21 protein-coding genes are annotated in these 18,704 nt (G+C 68.8%); 14 read left to right on the forward strand and 7 right to left on the reverse strand.

Translation table 11 applies throughout. The annotated features are described in order from the left end of the window. Positions 1–18: 18 nt before the first annotated feature. Together OHB21_RS11840 and OHB21_RS11845 are read right to left on the reverse strand one after the other, a co-directional pair. On the reverse strand, positions 19–1,191 hold the full coding sequence (locus OHB21_RS11840) for a lytic transglycosylase domain-containing protein (RefSeq protein ID WP_195142105.1): 1,173 nt from the start codon (positions 1,189–1,191) through the stop codon (positions 19–21). Beyond that, complete coding sequence (locus OHB21_RS11845) at positions 1,188–1,511, reverse strand: type VII secretion target (RefSeq protein ID WP_067506308.1); 324 nt, start codon at positions 1,509–1,511, stop codon at positions 1,188–1,190. Before OHB21_RS11845 ends, OHB21_RS11840 begins: the two co-directional genes overlap by 4 nt. Before the next feature lie 189 nt (positions 1,512–1,700). Between OHB21_RS11845 and OHB21_RS11850 the strand changes: the two genes are divergently transcribed. Together OHB21_RS11850 and OHB21_RS11855 are read left to right on the forward strand one after the other, a co-directional pair. After that, positions 1,701–2,675: an NADPH:quinone oxidoreductase family protein gene (locus OHB21_RS11850; protein WP_195142106.1), complete on the forward strand. Its 975-nt coding sequence runs from the start codon at positions 1,701–1,703 to the stop codon at positions 2,673–2,675. 245 nt (positions 2,676–2,920) lie between these two features. Continuing rightward, positions 2,921–4,033 carry a winged helix DNA-binding domain-containing protein gene (locus tag OHB21_RS11855; protein ID WP_195124659.1) on the forward strand — a complete coding sequence of 371 codons (1,113 nt, stop codon included), beginning with the start codon at positions 2,921–2,923 and terminating at the stop codon, positions 4,031–4,033. A 28-nt stretch (positions 4,034–4,061) separates the two neighbouring features. Here the strand turns inward: OHB21_RS11855 and OHB21_RS11860 are convergent, their stop codons facing one another. After that, positions 4,062–4,586 (reverse strand): Lrp/AsnC family transcriptional regulator, encoded by a 525-nt coding sequence (locus OHB21_RS11860; protein WP_067506318.1) that lies wholly within the window; start codon positions 4,584–4,586, stop codon positions 4,062–4,064. Positions 4,587–4,742: 156 nt separating this feature from the next. Between OHB21_RS11860 and hppD the strand changes: the two genes are divergently transcribed. Beyond that, positions 4,743–5,912 (forward strand): 4-hydroxyphenylpyruvate dioxygenase, encoded by a 1,170-nt coding sequence (gene hppD, locus OHB21_RS11865; protein WP_067506320.1) that lies wholly within the window; start codon positions 4,743–4,745, stop codon positions 5,910–5,912. A 7-nt stretch (positions 5,913–5,919) separates the two neighbouring features. On the opposite strand, the gene OHB21_RS11870 is transcribed toward hppD, so the two are convergent. Then, the gene (locus OHB21_RS11870) at positions 5,920–7,494 is read right to left on the reverse strand and encodes a cation:proton antiporter family protein (RefSeq protein WP_195124660.1); all 1,575 of its coding nucleotides are present in this window, start codon (positions 7,492–7,494) and stop codon (positions 5,920–5,922) included. 179 nt (positions 7,495–7,673) lie between these two features. Between OHB21_RS11870 and OHB21_RS11875 the strand changes: the two genes are divergently transcribed. The 9 genes from OHB21_RS11875 (at position 7,674) to OHB21_RS11915 (ending at position 14,626) form a co-directional block, all read left to right on the forward strand. Beyond that, positions 7,674–8,201 carry a DUF3558 domain-containing protein gene (locus tag OHB21_RS11875; RefSeq protein WP_067506326.1) on the forward strand — a complete coding sequence of 176 codons (528 nt, stop codon included), beginning with the start codon at positions 7,674–7,676 and terminating at the stop codon, positions 8,199–8,201. Beyond that, positions 8,198–8,749: a DUF3558 domain-containing protein gene (locus OHB21_RS11880; protein ID WP_195142107.1), complete on the forward strand. Its 552-nt coding sequence runs from the start codon at positions 8,198–8,200 to the stop codon at positions 8,747–8,749. Before OHB21_RS11875 ends, OHB21_RS11880 begins: the two co-directional genes overlap by 4 nt. Before the next feature lie 371 nt (positions 8,750–9,120). Continuing rightward, the gene (gene rpsL, locus OHB21_RS11885; RefSeq protein WP_014353064.1) at positions 9,121–9,495 is read left to right on the forward strand and encodes a 30S ribosomal protein S12; all 375 of its coding nucleotides are present in this window, start codon (positions 9,121–9,123) and stop codon (positions 9,493–9,495) included. A gap of 1 nt (position 9,496) precedes the next feature. Continuing rightward, positions 9,497–9,967 carry a 30S ribosomal protein S7 gene (gene rpsG, locus OHB21_RS11890; RefSeq protein ID WP_014353063.1) on the forward strand — a complete coding sequence of 157 codons (471 nt, stop codon included), beginning with the start codon at positions 9,497–9,499 and terminating at the stop codon, positions 9,965–9,967. Positions 9,968–10,186: 219 nt separating this feature from the next. Then, a complete protein-coding gene (fusA, locus tag OHB21_RS11895) occupies positions 10,187–12,289 on the forward strand; it encodes an elongation factor G (protein WP_067506329.1) in 2,103 nt (700 codons plus the stop codon). Positions 12,290–12,422: 133 nt separating this feature from the next. Continuing rightward, positions 12,423–13,613, forward strand: a complete 1,191-nt coding sequence (gene tuf, locus OHB21_RS11900) for an elongation factor Tu (RefSeq protein ID WP_067506332.1) — start codon at positions 12,423–12,425, stop codon at positions 13,611–13,613. Positions 13,614–13,740: 127 nt separating this feature from the next. Continuing rightward, positions 13,741–13,998 carry a hypothetical protein gene (locus tag OHB21_RS11905; protein ID WP_067506335.1) on the forward strand — a complete coding sequence of 86 codons (258 nt, stop codon included), beginning with the start codon at positions 13,741–13,743 and terminating at the stop codon, positions 13,996–13,998. 77 nt (positions 13,999–14,075) lie between these two features. Continuing rightward, entirely contained in the window at positions 14,076–14,294 is a 219-nt protein-coding gene (locus OHB21_RS11910; protein ID WP_067506338.1) for a DUF433 domain-containing protein, read from the forward strand. Beyond that, complete coding sequence (locus OHB21_RS11915; RefSeq protein WP_067506341.1) at positions 14,291–14,626, forward strand: DUF5615 family PIN-like protein; 336 nt, start codon at positions 14,291–14,293, stop codon at positions 14,624–14,626. Before OHB21_RS11910 ends, OHB21_RS11915 begins: the two co-directional genes overlap by 4 nt. Positions 14,627–14,628: 2 nt before the next feature. Here the strand turns inward: OHB21_RS11915 and OHB21_RS11920 are convergent, their stop codons facing one another. From OHB21_RS11920 to OHB21_RS11930, 3 genes are read right to left on the reverse strand one after another with little or no spacing between them, the layout of a single operon-like run. After that, positions 14,629–15,399: a DNA alkylation repair protein gene (locus tag OHB21_RS11920; RefSeq protein WP_328438685.1), complete on the reverse strand. Its 771-nt coding sequence runs from the start codon at positions 15,397–15,399 to the stop codon at positions 14,629–14,631. 47 nt (positions 15,400–15,446) lie between these two features. Beyond that, positions 15,447–16,208, reverse strand: a complete 762-nt coding sequence (locus OHB21_RS11925) for a glutamate racemase (protein WP_067506347.1) — start codon at positions 16,206–16,208, stop codon at positions 15,447–15,449. 42 nt (positions 16,209–16,250) lie between these two features. Continuing rightward, positions 16,251–17,447, reverse strand: a complete 1,197-nt coding sequence (locus OHB21_RS11930; RefSeq protein WP_195124663.1) for an NAD(P)/FAD-dependent oxidoreductase — start codon at positions 17,445–17,447, stop codon at positions 16,251–16,253. Between the two features lie 179 nt (positions 17,448–17,626). Here OHB21_RS11930 and OHB21_RS11935 point away from each other — a divergent pair, with 179 nt between their 5' ends. After that, entirely contained in the window at positions 17,627–17,983 is a 357-nt protein-coding gene (locus OHB21_RS11935; protein ID WP_067506353.1) for an SPW repeat domain-containing protein, read from the forward strand. A 61-nt stretch (positions 17,984–18,044) separates the two neighbouring features. Next, on the forward strand, positions 18,045–18,704 hold the full coding sequence (locus tag OHB21_RS11940) for a TetR/AcrR family transcriptional regulator (protein WP_067506356.1): 660 nt from the start codon (positions 18,045–18,047) through the stop codon (positions 18,702–18,704).

Genomic DNA, 18,704 nt, shown 5'->3' on the forward strand with positions numbered 1-18,704 from the left:
CGGGCGCGGCGACGGCGCTCAGTAACCCTGGTACGCCCCACCGGAATTGACCGCCGCGACGCCCGGCACGTTCGACAGCGATCCGTACCGGTCGATCGAGTAGCGGGTGGCGGCGACGATGTTGTGCACCGGATTCCAGATGTCGTCGTAGCCCGGCGCCTTGTAGGCGTTGAACGTGCTGTCGATGGTCTGCATGATGCCCTTGGACGGCGTGCCGTTGAGCCAGTTGCTGTCCCAGCGGTTCTCGGCGTGCGGGTTGCCGCTCGACTCGTGCTCGATGATCATCGCGATGGCGCGCTCGTCGATCTCCTCGGGCTTGTAGCCCATCTCGATGAGGATCTTCTTGGCCTCGGCGATCCAGTCCGCGACCTCGCCGGTCGGCATCGGGCCGCTGGGCGCGCCGGAGCCACCGCCCGAGCCGGAATACGGTGTGCTCGAGGACGATCCGGAGTTGCCGCCACTGCCCGACATCAGGTAGCTCGGCGTGTTCGACGGTGACTGGCTGGGGGTCTGCGTCTGGCTGGGTGTCTGCGTCGCCGCGGGTGTGGTGCTCGCCGGGTCGGTGGCGGGGGACGGGGAGGCGATGAGGCTCGGATCGTTCAACGCCTCGACCGCGGCCTGCAGCTTGCCGACGGCCGTGTCCACCTTGGTCTTCGCGGCGGTCGCGACGTTCTGCGCGGTCTGCAGGGCCGTGGTGATCTGGGTTTCCCAATTCGCGGCGTCGGCCGCGATGCGGATGCGCAGGTCCTCGGCCGCCTGGCCGGTCAGATCGCCGAGCAGTTCGGTGGTGCGGGCGGTGGCGTCGACGGTGCCGTCGGGTTTGACGGTGAACCCGGTGATCAGGCCCGCGCCCGCCGCGGGCACGGGCCCGGCCGCCGAAGCCTGGTCGCGCAGCCGCAGCACCGCCGATTTGGCCTCGTTCAGGTTTCCGACCTCGGCGGCGAAGGCGGTGGAGAGTTCGAGCAGCGCGGCGCTCACCGCCGACGCGCGGGATTTCTCGGTGTCCATCCGGGAGGTCGCCGCGGCGGCCGCCGCGCCGGACCAGATGTTCTCGGTCCCGAGCTGGGCGGTCGTGTCGGACGCCGTGCGCACGGCGGTGTCGAGGTTCTGCGAGAGGGTCGAGGCCGCCGTGCCCGCCGCGGCCAGCTGGTCGGGCTGCCAGCCGGCGACGTCGTCGATGGAGAGGGTCATGGCAGCTCCAGGGCGATGGTCTGCAACCGGGTCGCGAAGTCGCCCTCCGCCACCTCGTAGGCGCCCGCGGCATTGCGGGTGGTGTCGGCGACCTTGTCGAGCCGGGTCGAGATCCGCGTGAGCGCGGTGTTCACCGCATCGGTCGCCGGGGTGACCGACGCACCGAACTCCGTGCCGGGTAGCGCGCCCGCGGCGGGGCCGAACCCGTTGCCCGCGTTGAGTCCGCGAATCGTCCCGGCCCCGGTGGACAGTGTGTTCGCGAAGGTCTTCAGCGCCTCAGGATTCACCTGGAGCTGTCCGGCCTGCGGTCCCTCGACCATTGGAAATCCCCCATCTCCCCGACCTGAAAGTCGCGGCCAGCATAACAAAGGCGGGCCCGCGAGGAGAGGGTCTCGACGCTCTGATCAGCCGGTGTCGGTCGCGGCGGTTATGTTGGTCGAGGTGTCTCCGGCGGCGGGCCCGCGTGGGCCGGGAGCGACGGCCGCCGGATCGGACAGAGAGGTCGGCACATGCGCGCAGCTCAGGTCAGCAAGCTGGAGGGTCCCGAGGCCATCGAGGTCGTCGAGATCCCCGAACCCGCGGGGTACGAGGGCGGGGTGGTGATCGACGTGCACGCCGCGGGCGTCGCGTTCCCCGACGTGCTGATGACGCGCGGGCTGTACCAGATGAAGCCGCAGCTGCCGTTCGTCGTGGGCGGCGAGGTGGCGGGCGTGGTCCGCGAGGCGCCCGAGGGCGCGCAGGTGCGCGCCGGTGACCGGGTGCTGGCGCTGACGATGCTGGGCAACGCGATCGCCGAAGTGGCGGTGGCTCCGGCGCCGATGGTGTTCCGCCTGCCCGACAACATCTCGCTGGAGGCGGGGGCCGGCATCCTGTTCAACGATCTGACCGTGCACTTCTGCCTGCGCAACCGCGGCAGGCTGGCCGAGGGCGAGACCGTGCTCGTGCACGGCGCCGCGGGCGGCATCGGCACCTCCACGCTGCGCATGGCCGCGGCGCTGGGCGCGGGCCGGGTGATCGCCGTGGTGAGCACGCCGGAGAAGGCCGAGGTGGCCAGGGCCAACGGCGCGAGCGATGTGGTGCTCACCGAGGGCTGGCTCGCCGCGGTCAAGGAACTCACCGGCGGGCGCGGCGTCGACATCGTGCTCGACCCGGTGGGCGGGGACCGGTTCACCGACAGCCTCCGCTCGCTGGCCCCGGCCGGGCGGCTGCTGGTCGTCGGGTTCACGGCGGGGGAGATCCCCACCGTGAAGGTGAACCGCCTGCTGCTCAATAACGTCGAGGTGGTCGGCGCGGCGTGGGGCGAATGGGTCATGCGCAACCCCGGTTACCTGGCCGAACAGTGGGCCGAGGTGGAGCCGCTGCTGGCGTCGGGCAAGATCGCGCCGCCCGAGCCGGTGCTGTTCCCGCTGGAGCGCGCCGCCGACGCCGTCGCCTCCCTGGACAACCGCACCGCCACCGGCAAGGTCGTCGTCACGCTGCGCTGAGGTGCGGGCCCGTCCGCCGCGCCGATGACCAGAACGCCGATCCGGGTGGTGGCCGGATCCTGCTGACGCCGGAGACCCCGCATCGGCGCGGCATCGGCGCGGTCACCGACCTCGAGGCGCCCTACCGGGCCGCCCGCCATCCGGTCGGTGGCCGCAGCTCGATCCGGACCTTGCCTAGGCCGGGCCGGTCGAAGCGGACCGGTCCGGCACCGACCTCACCGCCGCCGAACGAGAGACCATCGACCATGACACTCACCGACCGGGTGCTCAACCGCACGCTGCTCGAGCGCCAGCACCTGCTGGAACGCTCCACCCTCACCACGCCGCGGATGTGCGAGCACCTGATCGGGTTGCAGGCCCAGGACGTGCCGCCGCCCTTCGTCGGATTGTGGAGCCGGATCGCGGATTTCGATCCGTCGACGGTGTCGGACGGTTTGGACGACCGTTCGCTGGTGCGCATCACGTTGATGCGCGGCACGGTGCACCTGGTCACCCCGTCCGACGCGCTGCGCATCGCGCCGCACATCCAGCCGGAGCTGGAGAAGGTGCCGTTCCGCAAGGGTTTCAACTTCGGCGCGATGGTCGGCATGGACCCCGACGAGGTGCGTGCGCGGGGTGAGGAAGTGCTCGGCGACGAGCCGATGGCCGCCTCCCAGATGCGCGCCCGCGCCGCCGAGCTCTGGCCGGACCGCGACGCCGGGGCCGTGCTGCAGACCTGGCTGTACCAGCTGCCGGTGTTGCAGACGCCGCCGCGCGGACGCTGGAAGGACAACAGCCGCCCGGTGTGGTCACGCGTGGAACCCTGGCTCGGCGCACCGCTCGACCCCACCTACCCGCTCGCCGAACTCCTGCTGCGCTACCTGCGCGCGTTCGGCCCGGCCACCACCTCGGACATGCAGGCCTGGTCGAAGCTCACCGGCATCAAACAGGCCGTCGATCAGCTCGGCGAGCGGGTCCGCACCTACACCGACGCGCGCGGGCGCACCCTCTACGACGCGGCCGACGCCGCGCTCGCCGATCCCGATCGCCCCGCCCCGGTCCGCCTGCTCGGCTGGTACGACAACCTGCTGCTCTCCCACAAGGACCGCGCGCGTGTGATCCCCGAGGGCGGCGCGTCGCATCCCGCGTGGAGCCGGATCAACGTGTCGTCGGTGCTGATCGACGGCTTCGTCGCGGGCGTCTACAAGATCTTCCCGAAGGCGGGCGTCGCCGAGCTGCGCGCCGCCCCGACCCGCCCCTGGACGCGCGCCGAACGCACCGAATTCGACGCCGAGGCCCACGCCCTGCTCGGCTTCCTGGAACCCGATCTCACCCCACGCGTGGAGATCCTGGACGTCGGCGCGGATTTACGCCCCTGAGCGCTGCGGCGGACCCTCTCGCCCACCCTCACCGCTCCCGCGCCTCCCGGTACGCCGGCGCCTTGCTGCTCCCGGTCGGCGTCAGCGTGCGCAGCAGCGGCAGCGCCCGGCGCTCGACCACGGTGGACAGCACGATCACGCTGTGCGAGCGCACCACCGCGCTGGTCCGGTCGATGCTCAGCAGCACCGCTTGCAGGCCGGCGTGCGAGTCGGCGCCGAGGCGGCACAGCACATCGCCGGAGCCGGTGGTGGCGTAGGCCTCCAGCACGCCGGGGATGGCGTCGAGTTCTGCGCTGACGATGTCGAGCGCGCCCTGCGCGATCTCCAGCGTGACGAACGCCTGCACGTCGAAACCGGCCGCGGTGACGTCGATCTGCGGGTCGTAGGAGGCGATCACCCCGGCCTCCTCCATCCGTCCGATGCGGGATTGCACGGTGGCCCGCGCGACCTTGGTGCGGCGGGACAGCTCCAGGATCCCGGCCTTCTGGTATTCGTGCATCGCGGTGAGGATGGCGAGGTCGAGCTCATCCAGTTTCGCCGGGGTGCGGGACATGGCGGCCTCCGGTATCGGGCGCGGGCGGACGGCGGTGTCCGCTCTCTACTATTCAAATTGTCCAGCATCCAGCGCGCTCAGCTAGCCGAATCCGCCACTGTGTCCACAGAATTTCGGGGAAGTTGCCTACCGTAAGCCGTGGCGATTTCCTTGGGTATGACCATCGAGCACCTGCCCTCCGACGGCGAGCTGCGCGGCCTCGTCGGACTGGTCGACCACGACGACAGCGTCGATCCGTTCCCCGTGATCGGCTGGGACGCCCTGGTCTGGGTGGTGGGCAACGCGACGCAGACCGCGCATTTCCTCCGCTCGGCGTTCGGGATGCGGCTGGAGGCGTACTCCGGTCCGGAGACCGGCAACCGCGACCACAAGGCGTACGTGATGCGCAGCGGCGCGGCGCGTTTCGTGGTGACCGGCGCGGTGTCCCCCGACAGTCCCCTCATCGAGCATCACGCCAAACACGGCGACGGCGTCGTCGACATCGCGCTGGAAGTCCCCGACGTGGACCGCTGCGTGACATGGGCCCGCGAGCACGGCGCGACCATCTTGGACGAACCCCACGACGAGACCGACGATCTCGGCACCATACGCACCGCGGCCCTGGCGACGTATGGCGACACCAGGCACACCCTGGTGGACCGTTCCGCCTACTTCGGCCCCTACCGCCCCGGCTATGTCGCGCGCCGCGCACCCGAACCTAGTGAGGGGACCAGGCTGTTCCAGGCCATCGATCACGTCGTCGGCAACGTCGAACTGGGCATGATGGACCGCTGGGTCGAGTTCTACCGCCGCGTCATGGGTTTCACGAACATGGCCGAATTCGTCGGCGACGACATCGCCACCGAGTACTCGGCGCTGATGAGCAAGGTCGTGGCCAACGGCAACCACCGGGTGAAGTTCCCGCTCAACGAGCCGGCGGTGGGCAAGAAGCGCTCCCAGATCGACGAGTACCTGGAGTTCTATCGCGGCCCCGGCGTGCAGCACATCGCCCTGGCCACCTCCGACATCCTGGCCTGCGTCGACGCGCTGCGCGCCGCGGGCGTCGAGTTCCTGCCGACCCCCGCCACCTATTACGAGGACCCGGAACTGCGCGCCCGCATCGGCCACGTCCGGGTGCCGGTGGAGGAGTTGCAGCACCGCGGCATCCTGGTCGACCGCGACGAGGACGGCTACCTGCTGCAGATCTTCACCAAACCGCTCACCGACCGCCCCACCGTCTTCTTCGAACTCATCGAGCGCCACGGTTCCCTCGGCTTCGGCAAAGGCAACTTCAAGGCCCTCTTCCAGGCCATCGAACGCGAACAACAGGCCCGCGGGAATCTGTGACAGCGGTCTAGGTTTGAGTCAACCGGCTGCACGCGTCATCGGCCAGCGCCTTGCCCGCCTCGCCGTAGAGGTGGAACACTTCGTCCGCACCGCGCTCGCGCAGCTCCTCGATATCCTCGGTGTGCGTTACGACGCCGGCGATCACGGCACGGCAGTGCCCCTTGCGCAGCTGGTCGAGCGCTGCCAGATTGCCGCGCTGATGTGGCATCGCCAGCACGATGAGCTCGACCTCGTCGGACAGGTTCAGGCGTTCCCAGAAGTCGGAATCGGCGGCATCCCCTTGGACGATCCGGTAGCCACGCGCCCGCAACTCGTCGGCTACGGTCGGGTCCTGTTCGACCCCGATCACGGTCATGCCGTGCTCGTCGCGAAGTTGATCGTAGGCGCCCCGCCCGACCCGGCCCATGCCGAGGATCACCGCGCGCGCGTCGTCCACCATCATGGGCCGGTCGATCGGCAGCAGTGGGTCGCGTTCGAAGCGCCTCCACCGGTCGGCGTAGGCCTGGTACAACCGGGGAGCATTCGAGTTGAGCACGGCGGAGGCGGTGAAACTCATCGCCACGGTCAGCGCGATCACCACCAGCCAGTCCGGTGACAGCAGGCCGCTCGCGGTCGCCAGCGCGCCGACGATCAGCCCGAACTCCGAGTAATTGGTCAGCGCGGCGCCGGACAGGAGCGCGGTGCGCGCGCGCAGCCTGGCGCGGAGGAACAGCGCGACGAACAGGGCGCCCTTGAACAGCGCCAGCAGCAGCAACCCGGCCGACACCGCGAATGTCTGCGCGGTGGGCATCCCGGCGAGTCCGATGCTCAGGAAGAAACCGACCAGGAACAGCTCTTTCAGTGCGAACAACGACTTCGCCAGCGGCGCCGAATTCGCCGCGGGCGCGATGAGTACGCCCAGCAGCAGAGCGCCCAGATCGCCTTTGATGCCCACTAGATCGAACAAACCGTAGCCGAGGACCAACGCCGCGACCACGCCGAAGAGTACCTGCATCTCACCGTGTCCGATCCGGTCGAGCAGCCGGTGCAACAGGGGCGCCATCGGGATCAGCAGCAGCAGTGACAGCGCCCACAAGCTGGGGTAGTTCCCGGTCGACGCCGTGATGTAGACGACCGCGAAGATGTCCTGCATGACCAGGACGCCGATGGCGGCCCGGCCGTAGAGCGAGGAGGCCTCGCCGCGTTCTTCCAGCACCTTCACCGCGAAGACCGTGCTCGAGAACGACAACGCGAATCCGATCAGCAGCAGGTCGGTCCACCCGCTGCCGGACAGCAGCGACAGCCCCGTGTATTTCAACGCGCCGACGAACAAGGCGATCGCCAGTGTCGAAACCGCCATATGCGCCGTGGCGGTGCCCCAGATCTCGCGGCGAGCCAGCGAACGTACGTCCAGTTTGAGCCCGATGGTGAACAACAGGAGCGTCACGCCGAGGTCGGCGATCGTTCCCAGTCCGTCGGTGAGTTCGTAGCCCATCCCGTTGAGTACGAATCCCGCGATGAGAAATCCGACGAGCGGTGGCAGGCGAACCGCCATGGCGCAGAGACCGCCGACGAACGCGGCGATGATGAACGCGATTTCCATGACCCCTCGAGGGTGCGCGCGGTGGAAGGGAACGCCCGACACTAACCGGCGTCGCCGAATTTCGCCGTCCGTGCGGGACGGGTGACGGGCCTGACCGGCCGGCCGCGATCACGCCGGTGACGGGCCTCCGCCGAGCTCGGGCCGACCGCACTCGTGGCGGTCTGGGTAGAGTTCATGGCATGCGGATCCCAGCGGCGCTCGTCATCGGAGTGGCGGTCGTGGGTGTAGTGACGGCGTGCGGTTCCAGCGGTGACGGTAGTTCGGGTGACGTCCCGCTGCGCCCGCCGCCCAAGGTCGCGACGCTGGGCCCGTTCGTGGGGGAGTGCGGCAACGTGACCGATGACGAAGTGCGCGAAATCGCGGGCCTGCAACAACTTACGACGGTGTTCAAGAACTCGGTCGGCTGCAACTACCAGTCCGGCGGGCTGGTGTCGCCGAGCGTGACCTTCGCCTCCTATCGCGGCAGCCCCATCGAGCGCGAGCGCGCCTGGGTGGCCAGCGTGGGTCGCGAACCGGACAAGATCGAGGTCAGCGGCCACTCCGGATTCATGGCACTGTCCCCGGGCGGGCAGGTGTGCGATCTGGCCGTGCAGTTGGAGGACGACTTCTTCGAATGGTCGATGTCGTACGGGATCTACGAGCCCACCGGCAACGCCTGCGACAAGATGCGCAGGCTGGCCGAACTCACGGTGGAGCGACTCGGATGAGCGGGCTGCGCGCGCGACGCGCGGCGCTGGCCGCGGCGATGCTGGCGCTGGCCGCCACGGCGGCGGGCTGCGGGCAGACGATCGAGGGCTCGGCCTACCCGGTCGGCGGCAGCCAGCCGGTGAACACCAATTTCGACAAGCTGCTGCGCGAATGCGAGGTGGTGGAGCCGGCCCAGATCGGCAAGGCCGTCGGCGACGCGCGCGACGTGCAGGGCTCGTTCAACGGCGCGATCTGCATGTGGGACGTGTCGGATGCGCCGGGCGGGCTGGCGATGGTCACGCTCAACTGGTACGAGATCGGCTCGCTGAGCAACGAGAAGATCACCAACGACAAGCTCGGCTACACCTCGGAGAGCATCCAGGTGCAGGGCAGGCGCGCGCTGCAGACGCGCCGTCCCAACGACCCCGACTCGTGCGGTGTGAGTGCCAGCGCGGCCGACACCGGCGTCATCGGCTGGTGGATCAACTACCGCGCGGGCTCGTCACATCCCGACCCCTGCGTCGGCGCCAAACAACTGGTCGAGTTGACCTTGAATCTGGCCAGGTGAGCGGCCCTTCCGCACCGGGGCGCACCCGGGTCGGAGGACCCCGCTTTGACCCTGCCTGAGCGTCGCGAGTATCGTGGATCGCTGTGCCCGGAAGCTTGCGGGCAAGTTCGTGTGCGGGACGTAGGCCAGCGAGAGCGGCCGACACCTCCGGCATGCCCGGAACCAGGGTTCCGTCCGGCGCGCGACACGCCCGACCTCGGGACGCGAGAAACGTGGTTGGACGTGCGAGTGAATGCTCGATGAACGGCGGTGCGAGCGCCGGAACCGACAGGCGCGAGCCTGCGAGACCGTGCCCGGATCCGCGCGTACGCCCGCCAATTGAACACAGACACGAAGTCCAGACACCGCGTATCAACAAGGAAAGCCGGTCTATGCCAACCATCAACCAGCTGGTCCGCAAGGGTCGCCGCGACAAGGTCGCCAAGACCAAGACCGCGGCCCTCAAGGGGAGCCCGCAGCGTCGTGGCGTGTGCACCCGCGTGTACACCACGACCCCGAAGAAGCCGAACTCCGCGCTGCGCAAGGTCGCGCGTGTTCGCCTGACCAGTGCGGTCGAGGTCACGGCGTACATCCCCGGTGAAGGCCACAACCTGCAGGAGCACTCGATGGTGCTCGTCCGCGGCGGTCGTGTGAAGGACCTCCCCGGCGTTCGCTACAAGATCATCCGCGGCTCGCTCGACACCCAGGGTGTCAAGAACCGCAAGCAGGCCCGCAGCCGCTACGGCGCCAAGAAGGAGAAGAGCTGATATGCCGCGCAAGGGCCCCGCTCCCAAGCGTCCGTTGATCAACGACCCGGTCTACGGGTCGCCGCTGGTCACCCAGCTGGTCAACAAGATCCTGCTGGACGGCAAGAAGTCGACCGCCGAGCGCATCGTCTACGGTGCCCTCGAGCAGGCGCGCGAGAAGACCGGCACCGACCCGGTCGTCACCCTCAAGCGCGCCCTCGACAACGTCAAGCCGTCGCTCGAGGTGAAGCCCCGCCGCGTCGGTGGCGCCACCTACCAGGTGCCGGTCGAGGTCCGTCCGGGCCGCGCCAACACCCTCGCGCTGCGCTGGCTGGTGAACTTCTCCCGCGCGCGTCGTGAGAAGACCATGGTCGAGCGGCTCGCCAACGAGCTGCTGGACGCGAGCAACGGTCTGGGCGCTTCGGTGAAGCGTCGCGAGGACACCCACAAGATGGCCGAGTCGAACCGGGCGTTCGCGCACTACCGCTGGTGATCGCCGCCCGGCCCGTCGCTGGTGTCGGCGCCGGAAGGCTCACGGCGTGAGAGGTCAAGCCCGGAGGCGGCAGCCGGTCGTCACCACGGAGGGCTCCGATCACGCCAAGTCGCAGCAGTGTCGGAGGGCACTTCGGTGCCCTTTCCGGCGTTGACATAGTGATGACCCGACAGGGTCCGACCCGAAGATCCCAACTAGCTACGAGCGGGGAAGATTTCCGTGGCACAGGACGTGCTCACCGACCTCAACAAGGTCCGCAACATCGGCATCATGGCCCACATCGATGCCGGTAAGACCACCACCACCGAACGCATCCTCTTCTACACGGGTGTCAACTACAAGATCGGTGAGACGCACGACGGCGCGTCGACCACCGACTGGATGGAGCAGGAGCAGGAGCGCGGCATCACCATCACCTCCGCCGCGGTGACCTGCTTCTGGAACCAGAACCAGATCAACATCATCGACACCCCCGGCCACGTGGACTTCACCGTCGAGGTGGAGCGTTCGCTGCGCGTGCTCGACGGCGCCGTCGCCGTGTTCGACGGCAAGGAAGGCGTCGAGCCGCAGTCCGAGCAGGTGTGGCGCCAGGCCGACAAGTACGACGTCCCGCGCATCTGTTTCGTCAACAAGATGGACAAGCTGGGCGCGGACTTCTACTTCACCGTGCAGACCATCAAGGACCGCCTCGGCGCCAAGCCGCTGGTCATCCAGCTGCCGATAGGCGCGGAGGACACCTTCGAGGGCATCGTCGACCTGGTCGAGATGAACGCCAAGGTGTGGACGGGCGAGACCAAGCTCGGTGAGAAGTACGAAGTCAAGGAGATCCCGGCCGACCTCGCGGAGAAGGCCGAGCAGTACCGCCAGGAGCTGCTCGAGACCGTCGCGGAGTCCGACGAGGCGCTGCTGGAGAAGTTCTTCGGCGGCGAGGAGCTCACGATCGACGAGATCAAGGGCGCCATCCGCAAGCTGACCGTCACCTCCGAGCTCTACCCGGTGCTGTGCGGCTCGGCGTTCAAGAACAAGGGCGTGCAGCCCATGCTGGACGCCGTCGTCGACTACCTGCCCTCCCCGCTGGACGTGGAGAGCGTGCAGGGCCACGTCCCCGGCAAGGAGGACGAGGTCATCACCCGCAAGCCGAGCGCGACCGAGCCGTTCGCGGCGCTGGCGTTCAAGATCGCGGTGCACCCCTTCTTCGGCAAGCTGACCTACGTGCGCGTGTACTCGGGCAAGGTCGACTCCGGCGCCCAGGTCATCAACGCGACCAAGGGCAAGAAAGAGCGTCTGGGCAAGCTGTTCCAGATGCACGCCAACAAGGAGAACCCGGTTCCCGAGGTGACCGCGGGCCACATCTACGCGGTGATCGGCCTCAAGGACACCACCACCGGCGACACCCTGTGCGATCCGCAGAACCAGATCGTGCTCGAGTCCATGACCTTCCCGGACCCGGTCATCGAGGTCTCCATCGAGCCCAAGACCAAGTCCGACCAGGAGAAGCTGGGCACCGCCATCCAGAAGCTCGCCGAGGAGGACCCCACCTTCTCCGTGAAGCTGGACGCCGAGACCGGCCAGACCGTCATCGGCGGCATGGGCGAGCTGCACCTGGACATCCTCGTGGACCGCATGAAGCGCGAGTTCAAGGTCGAGGCCAACGTCGGTAAGCCGCAGGTCGCCTACCGTGAGACCATCACGCGGCCGGTCGAGAAGCTCGAGTACACCCACAAGAAGCAGACGGGTGGCTCCGGCCAGTTCGCGAAGGTGATCATCGGCCTCGAGCCCTTCGTCGGCGAGGACGGCGCGCACTACGAGTTCGAGAACAAGGTCACCGGTGGCCGTGTGCCGAAGGAGTACATCCCTTCGGTCGACGCGGGCGCGCAGGACGCCATGCAGTACGGTGTGCTCGCCGGTTACCCGCTGGTCAACCTGAAGGTCACGCTGCTCGACGGCGCCTACCACGACGTGGACTCGTCGGAAATGGCGTTCAAGATCGCGGGTGCGCAGGCCCTGAAGGAAGCGGCCCGTAAGGCCGGTCCGGTGATCCTCGAGCCGCTGATGGCGGTCGAGGTCATCACGCCCGAGGACTACATGGGCGATGTGATCGGCGACCTCAACTCCCGCCGTGGCCAGATCCAGGCCATGGAGGAACGCAGTGGTGCCCGTGTCGTCAAGGCGCTGGTTCCGCTCTCGGAGATGTTCGGCTACATCGGTGACCTGCGGTCGAAGACCCAGGGCCGGGCGAACTACTCCATGGTGTTCGATTCGTACGCGGAGGTTCCGGCCAACGTGTCGAAGGAGATCATCGCCAAGGCGACCGGCGAGTAGTCCCTCCGGGGCGAGTGGCACACTTGCCCCGGAACTCACCGGGAGTCTGCAAGACCCCGAATTCCCGCACTCGCGGGGATGACCCCCGCACTGCTGCAACTGCAGGAACCAACACAGTCCAGGAGGACCCAAAGTGGCGAAGGCGAAGTTCGAGCGGACGAAGCCCCACGTCAACATCGGCACCATCGGTCACGTCGACCACGGCAAGACCACGCTGACCGCGGCGATCACCAAGGTGCTGGCTGACAAGTACCCGGATCTGAACGCGGCCTTCGCGTTCGACCAGATCGACAAGGCGCCGGAAGAGAAGGCGCGTGGCATCACGATCAACATCTCGCACGTCGAGTACCAGACCGAGAAGCGCCACTACGCTCACGTCGACGCCCCGGGCCACGCTGACTACATCAAGAACATGATCACCGGCGCGGCGCAGATGGACGGCGCCATCCTCGTGGTCGCCGCCACCGACGGCCCGATGCCGCAGACCCGTGAGCACGTGCTGCTCGCCCGCCAGGTCGGCGTGCCCTACATCCTGGTCGCGCTGAACAAGGCCGACATGGTCGACGACGAGGAGATCCTCGAGCTCGTCGAGATGGAGGTCCGCGAGCTGCTGGCCGCGCAGGAGTTCGACGAGGAAGCCCCCGTCGTGCGCGTGTCCGGCCTGAAGGCGCTCGAGGGCGACGAGAAGTGGGTCAAGTCCGTCGAGGAACTGATGGACGCCGTCGACGAGTCCATCCCGGACCCGGTGCGTGAGACCGACAAGCCGTTCCTCATGCCGATCGAGGACGTGTTCACCATCACCGGTCGTGGCACCGTCGTCACCGGTCGTATCGAGCGCGGCATCATCAACGTGAACGAGGAAGTGGAGATCACCGGCATCCGCCCGGAGACCACCAAGACCACGGTCACCGGCATCGAGATGTTCCGCAAGCTGCTCGACAACGGCCAGGCGGGCGACAACGTCGGCCTGCTGATCCGTGGCATCAAGCGCGAGGACGTGGAGCGCGGCCAGGTCGTCATCAAGCCGGGCACCACCACCCCGCACACCGAGTTCGAGGGCCAGGCGTACATCCTGTCGAAGGACGAGGGCGGCCGCCACACCCCGTTCTTCAACAACTACCGCCCGCAGTTCTACTTCCGTACCACCGACGTGACCGGCGTCGTGACCCTCCCCGAGGGCACCGAGATGGTCATGCCGGGCGACAACACCGAGATGAGCGTCAAGCTCATCCAGCCGGTCGCCATGGACGAGGGCCTGCGCTTCGCGATCCGCGAGGGTGGCCGCACCGTCGGCGCCGGCCGCGTCACCAAGATCATCAAGTGATTCCCTGAATCACCGATCTCCTTGCGGCGCCGCTCCTTCCGAGGAGCGGCGCCGTTCGGCGTTTTTTGGGGGGGAGGGCTGCGAAAAGCGAACGCTGATCACGGCATCCGAGATGTAGGTTGGAGCGATGAGCGCCGCCGATGCTGTGCGTGAGGTCCCGCCGGGTGCGGCGCATTGGGTGTCGCTCCTGCCGCCCGAGGACCTGAACGAATTTCTGGCGGAGCTGATCGCGGTCGTGCGCGGCGGCGTCGCACCGGAGGCCCAGTCGACTCTGTTGACCCAGTGGCGGCACACGGCCGAGATCTACGCTGATCCCGCACTATTGGCTGCCCTGACACGCGAACCCGAAGGCGATCTCGGCCCGGTTCCTTACCCTGATCGCTGACAAGCATCTCTTGGGCCAGACGAAGGGCGCCGCGAAGATGCGAGCAGAAGTTCCAATCGCCGAAGTATGCTTGTTTCGTGTCCAGGATTACCTTCGATCCCAACCAGTGCGGCGGTCGGCCGTGCATCCGCGGGATGCGGATCAGGGTGAAAGATGTGCTCGAGTTGTTGGCGGCGGGGGACACCGAGGACGACATCCTCGCTGACTACCCGTACCTCGAACGCGAAGACATCCGAGCCGCATTGGCGTTCGCAGCCGCAGAATCGGATCATCCGATCTTGCGGACCGCGTCGTGAATTTCCTGGTCGACGCTCAGCTACCACCCGCCTTGGCACGAATGCTCGTGGAATCGGGGTACGAGGCGGTTCATGTGTGCGATATCGGGATGACTTCGGCCCCCGACCTGGATGTCTGGGAAGTGGCGTTGCAGCGCAACGCTGCGATCGTCTCCAAGGACGAGGATTTCGTGTTGATCGGACAAGCGCGAAGCGACCTGCCGGCGCCCGCCGTGGTCTGGATCAGGATCGGAAACTGCTCGCGCAAAGCGTTGCTCGACGCGGTCCGCTCGGTTCTGCCGCTGATCGTGGACATGCTCGTCGCGGGCGAGAAGGTTGTCGAAGTGCGCTGAACTCAGCGGGCGGTGCGGTAGGTCGCTCGTTCTTCCGGGGTGAGGTGTTCGGTGGCGTAGCTGAGTGCGGTGCGGCCCATGGTGGGGGCGTGGGTGTCGAGGAAGGTGGTGAGGGTGGGGCGGGAGACGCGTTTGCCGACCTCGCGGAGCATCCAGCCGACGGCCTTCTGGATGAGGTCGTGGCGGTCGGGGAGCAGTTGTTCGGCGAGGGCGAGGGTGGTGGAGGGGTCGCCGGCCTTGAGGAAGGCGAAGGTGGTGAGGACGGCGACGCGGCGCTCCCACAGGTCGTCGGAGGCGGCGAGTTCGAAGAGCAGGTCGCGGGGGCGGTCCAGCAGCCAGGGGCCGAGGATGTGCTCGGCGGAGGTGTCGACCAGGTCCCAGTTGTTCACGCGGCCCCGGCGCACGGCGGCCAGGTAGAGCTGGACCATGTCCTCCTGTGCGGCCACGTCGAGCGTGCGCGGTTTCGACGCCTTGGCGAACCGGGCGTTGAGAATCAGCAGCGCCGCCAGTCGCTCCTCGTGCACCGGACTGTCGAGCAATGTGTCGATCTCGGAAAGCGGAAGGGCCGCAAAGCGTTTCGCGATCGCCCGCGTGACGGGTACGCGCACACCCGCGAACACGTCCCCCTCGCCGTACTCGCCCGGCCCGGTCTTGAAGAACCGCTGGAGGTGCACCGCGTCGGCCGGATCACCCGCCTCCTGAACAGCTGCCCGCACCTGCGCCGCCGTCGGCTCGCCCACCACGCACCTCCGCTCTCGACGAACTCCGCCCATTCAACACCCGCCACCCGACAGAACCCGGGGCGACGAGCCTGGAACCCTCAGAGCTCCGCGCCGAGCAGCCGCCCGGATTCATACGCGGCGGCGCTCGCGGGCAGCGCGCCCGGCCGCCCGCTGGCGAGGACGCGGACCACACCGTTCCCGGTGGTCGGCCGCCCGAGCGCGTCCATCCGCCGCAGCGTCTGGGCGGCGACGGCCTGGGCGCTGTCGAACAGCCGCACACCGACCGGCAGCGCCGCCACGATGGCATCGGTGACCAGCGGATAGTGGGTGCAGCCCAGCACCACGCCGGTCACGTCGCCGGGGGTCTGCTCGGCCGCCCGCGCGATCGCGTCGGAGGCGGCGGGCAGATCGCCGCGGTCGATGGCGTCGGCCAGCCCGTGGCACGCGACGCCGGTGACCTTCGCGTCGCCGGCGAACTTCGCGATCAGATCGGCCTGGTAGCGGCTGGACGTCGTCGCCGCCGTCGCCCACACCGCGATCGAATCACACACCGCCGCAGCGGGTTTGATGGCGGGCACGGTGCCGATCACCGGCACGTCGGGCCCCACTTCGGCGCGGACCTGTTCGAGCGCGGTCACGCTGGCCGTGTTGCAGGGGAGCACGATGACCTCGGCGCCCGACGCGATGGACGTGCGCGCCGCGCCGACCACCCGCTCGATCGTCCACCGCTCGGGTTTGGGCCCCCACGGCGCGCCCTCGGGATCGAGTTGCAGCAGCAGATCCACATCCGGCCGCAGCTTGCGCAGCCAGGCGGCCGTTGGCAGCAGCCCCAGCCCCGAATCGATGAGCGCGACGATCACCCGACCACCGTATTACACGCCCGTCCGGCGCTTCGGCCCCGCTCAGGTGGGCGCGAGCAGCTCCGCCACCGGCACGCCCGCGGCGATCTTGGCGCGGGCCTTCATCACCTGGGCGGTCATGCCCGCGCCGACCACGCCGGTGAGCACGCCGTCGTGGGCATAGTAGGCGAGGAACTTGCGGCCGTCGCCGGCGACGACGCGCACCTCGTCGGTGGCGGTGGGAGTGCCGAGCGCCTGGATCTTCACGTCGTACTGGTCGCTCCAGAAGTAGGGCACCCGCGCCGCGGTGGGCGGTTCCGCGCCCAGCAGCGCGCAGGCCAGCAGTTTCGCCTGCTCACCCGCGTTGGTCCAGTGCTCGACGCGTTTGCGTTCGCCGGTGTCGTGCCGCCAGGCGGCCACGTCGCCCACGGCCCACACCCGGTCGGCGGAGGTGCGGCCCACCTCGTCGGCCAGCACGCCGCCGCCGTCGGCGGGCTCGGCCAGCGCGATACCGGAGTCGGCCAGCCATTCGGTGGCGGGGCGAGACCCGACACCGATCACCACGAGATCGGCCGGCTCCTCCGTGCCGTCGGAGAGCACTGCCCCGCGCACGCGCCCCGCGTCGTCGGCGAGGAAGCTGTCCAGCCCCGTCCCGCAGCGCAGGTCCACGCCTTCGGCGCGGTGCATCCGCGCGACGAGTTCGCCGACCTGTTCGCCGAGCACCGAGGCCAACGGGGTGGGCTGCGGTTCGATCAGCACCACGTCCACGCCGGTCGCGCGGAAGCTGGCGGCCAGCTCGCATCCGATGAATCCCGCACCGACGACGAGAGCCTTTCGCGCACCAGCCAATTCGTCCCGCAGCGCGGTGGCGTCGGCGTGGCCGCGCAGCACGTGCACGCCGCGCAGATCGGGTAGACCCGGCAGGCGGCGCGGGCGCAGGCCGGTCGCGATGACGAGGTGGCTGTAGTCGAGCGTGCTGCCGTCGCCGAGGGCGAGCCGCCGCGCGCCGGTGTCGACGGCGACCGCCTGCGCGCCGAGGCGCAGGTCGATGTTCTTCTCCTCGAAGAATTCCGCGGGCCGCAGGGTGGTGTCGTCGGTCTCGCCGCGCACGAACTGCTTGGACAGCGGCGGGCGGTCGTAGGGGAGGCGGGACTCGTCGCCGAGCAGCACGAGTCCGCCGTCGTAACCGCCGCGGCGCAGCTCCTCGGCGGTGCGCAGGCCGGCCAGTCCGGCACCCACGATGACGATCGGCGCGGCCATGGGCGCTCCCTTCCTCGGTGAACTCGCCCCTCACCCTAGCGTCTGCTTGGTTGACCAAGGGTGTGTCCGGCGTCACTTCAGTACTGCAGCGCAATCGTATCCGTACCGATATTGATCGGGCGGTCAATCAGGACTACAACGAGGTCAGGAGACACCATCCGAGCCCTAGGAGGCACACCATGTTCACCGAGAGCCGCGCGCAAGATCTGCTCGCCGTCATCCTCGGCGTCTTCACCGCTCTGTCCCCCCTCTGGGTGGACACCAGCGATCGCGCCATGTGGACGCTCATCGTCCTCGGCGTGGCCATCGCCCTCACCGGCCTGGCGCAGATGGCCCGTCCCACCATGGCCATGGCCGACTACGCCATGGGCCTGTTCGGTGCGCTGCTGTTCATTTCGCCGTGGGCGATGGACTTCACCGCGTACCGGGGTGCATCCTGGACCGCATGGGTCGTCGGTGTGGTCACCGTGGTCGTCGCCGTCGCGGCACTGCCCGCCGTATCGGGACGCATGCACCGCGCGGCACCGCATCACTGATCGCCGCACGTGCGCATCCTGACCCGGTTCCACCACGGACGGCAGTGAGGACGCACCACTGATGCACAGGGCCGAGCCCGGCCGTCGCCAGCGGCGGCCGGACCAGCGGGAGAGCACCGGGCGCCGCCGCAGCGCGAAGGTCGACGGCGACGCCCGGCAGCTGATTCTCGACGCCGCCGAAAGCCTGTTCGCGGCACAGGGATTCGACGCCACCGCGACCGCCGCCATCGCCGCGGCGGCCGGCGTGCCCAAGGGCTTGGTCTTCTACTACTTCCCCACCAAGGATTCGATCCTCTCCGCGCTCATGGCCGAGCGCGTGCCCGCCACGCCGATCGACGACATCGGCACCGTCATCGCCCCGGGCGACCCGGCCACCAGCCTGGTCAACCTGGACGCCGCGCTGAATCTGCGCGACCACCACTCCTCGGTGCTGCGGGTGATCATGTGGCGCGAGGCCGACACCCACCCCGACGTGCGCCGCCAGCTGCGCCACCTGCGCGATCAGCTGCTCGACGTCACCGCCCGCGTGTTGCAGGCCAGCGCGCCCGCGCCCGTGCGCCCCGGCACCGTGCGCGCGTGCGCGGCGGCCTGGGTGTCGGCGATGTTCGCCATCGCCAGCACCGACCGCCTGCACGCCCTCGACGGCGTGCCGCTGCCCACCGCCGAGGAAGTGCTCGGCGTCGCCCGGGTGGTGGCGGCCGGAATGACGCAGCTGGGTTGA

This window comes from Nocardia puris (assembly GCF_036051655.1).
Lineage (GTDB): Bacteria > Actinomycetota > Actinomycetes > Mycobacteriales > Mycobacteriaceae > Nocardia > Nocardia puris.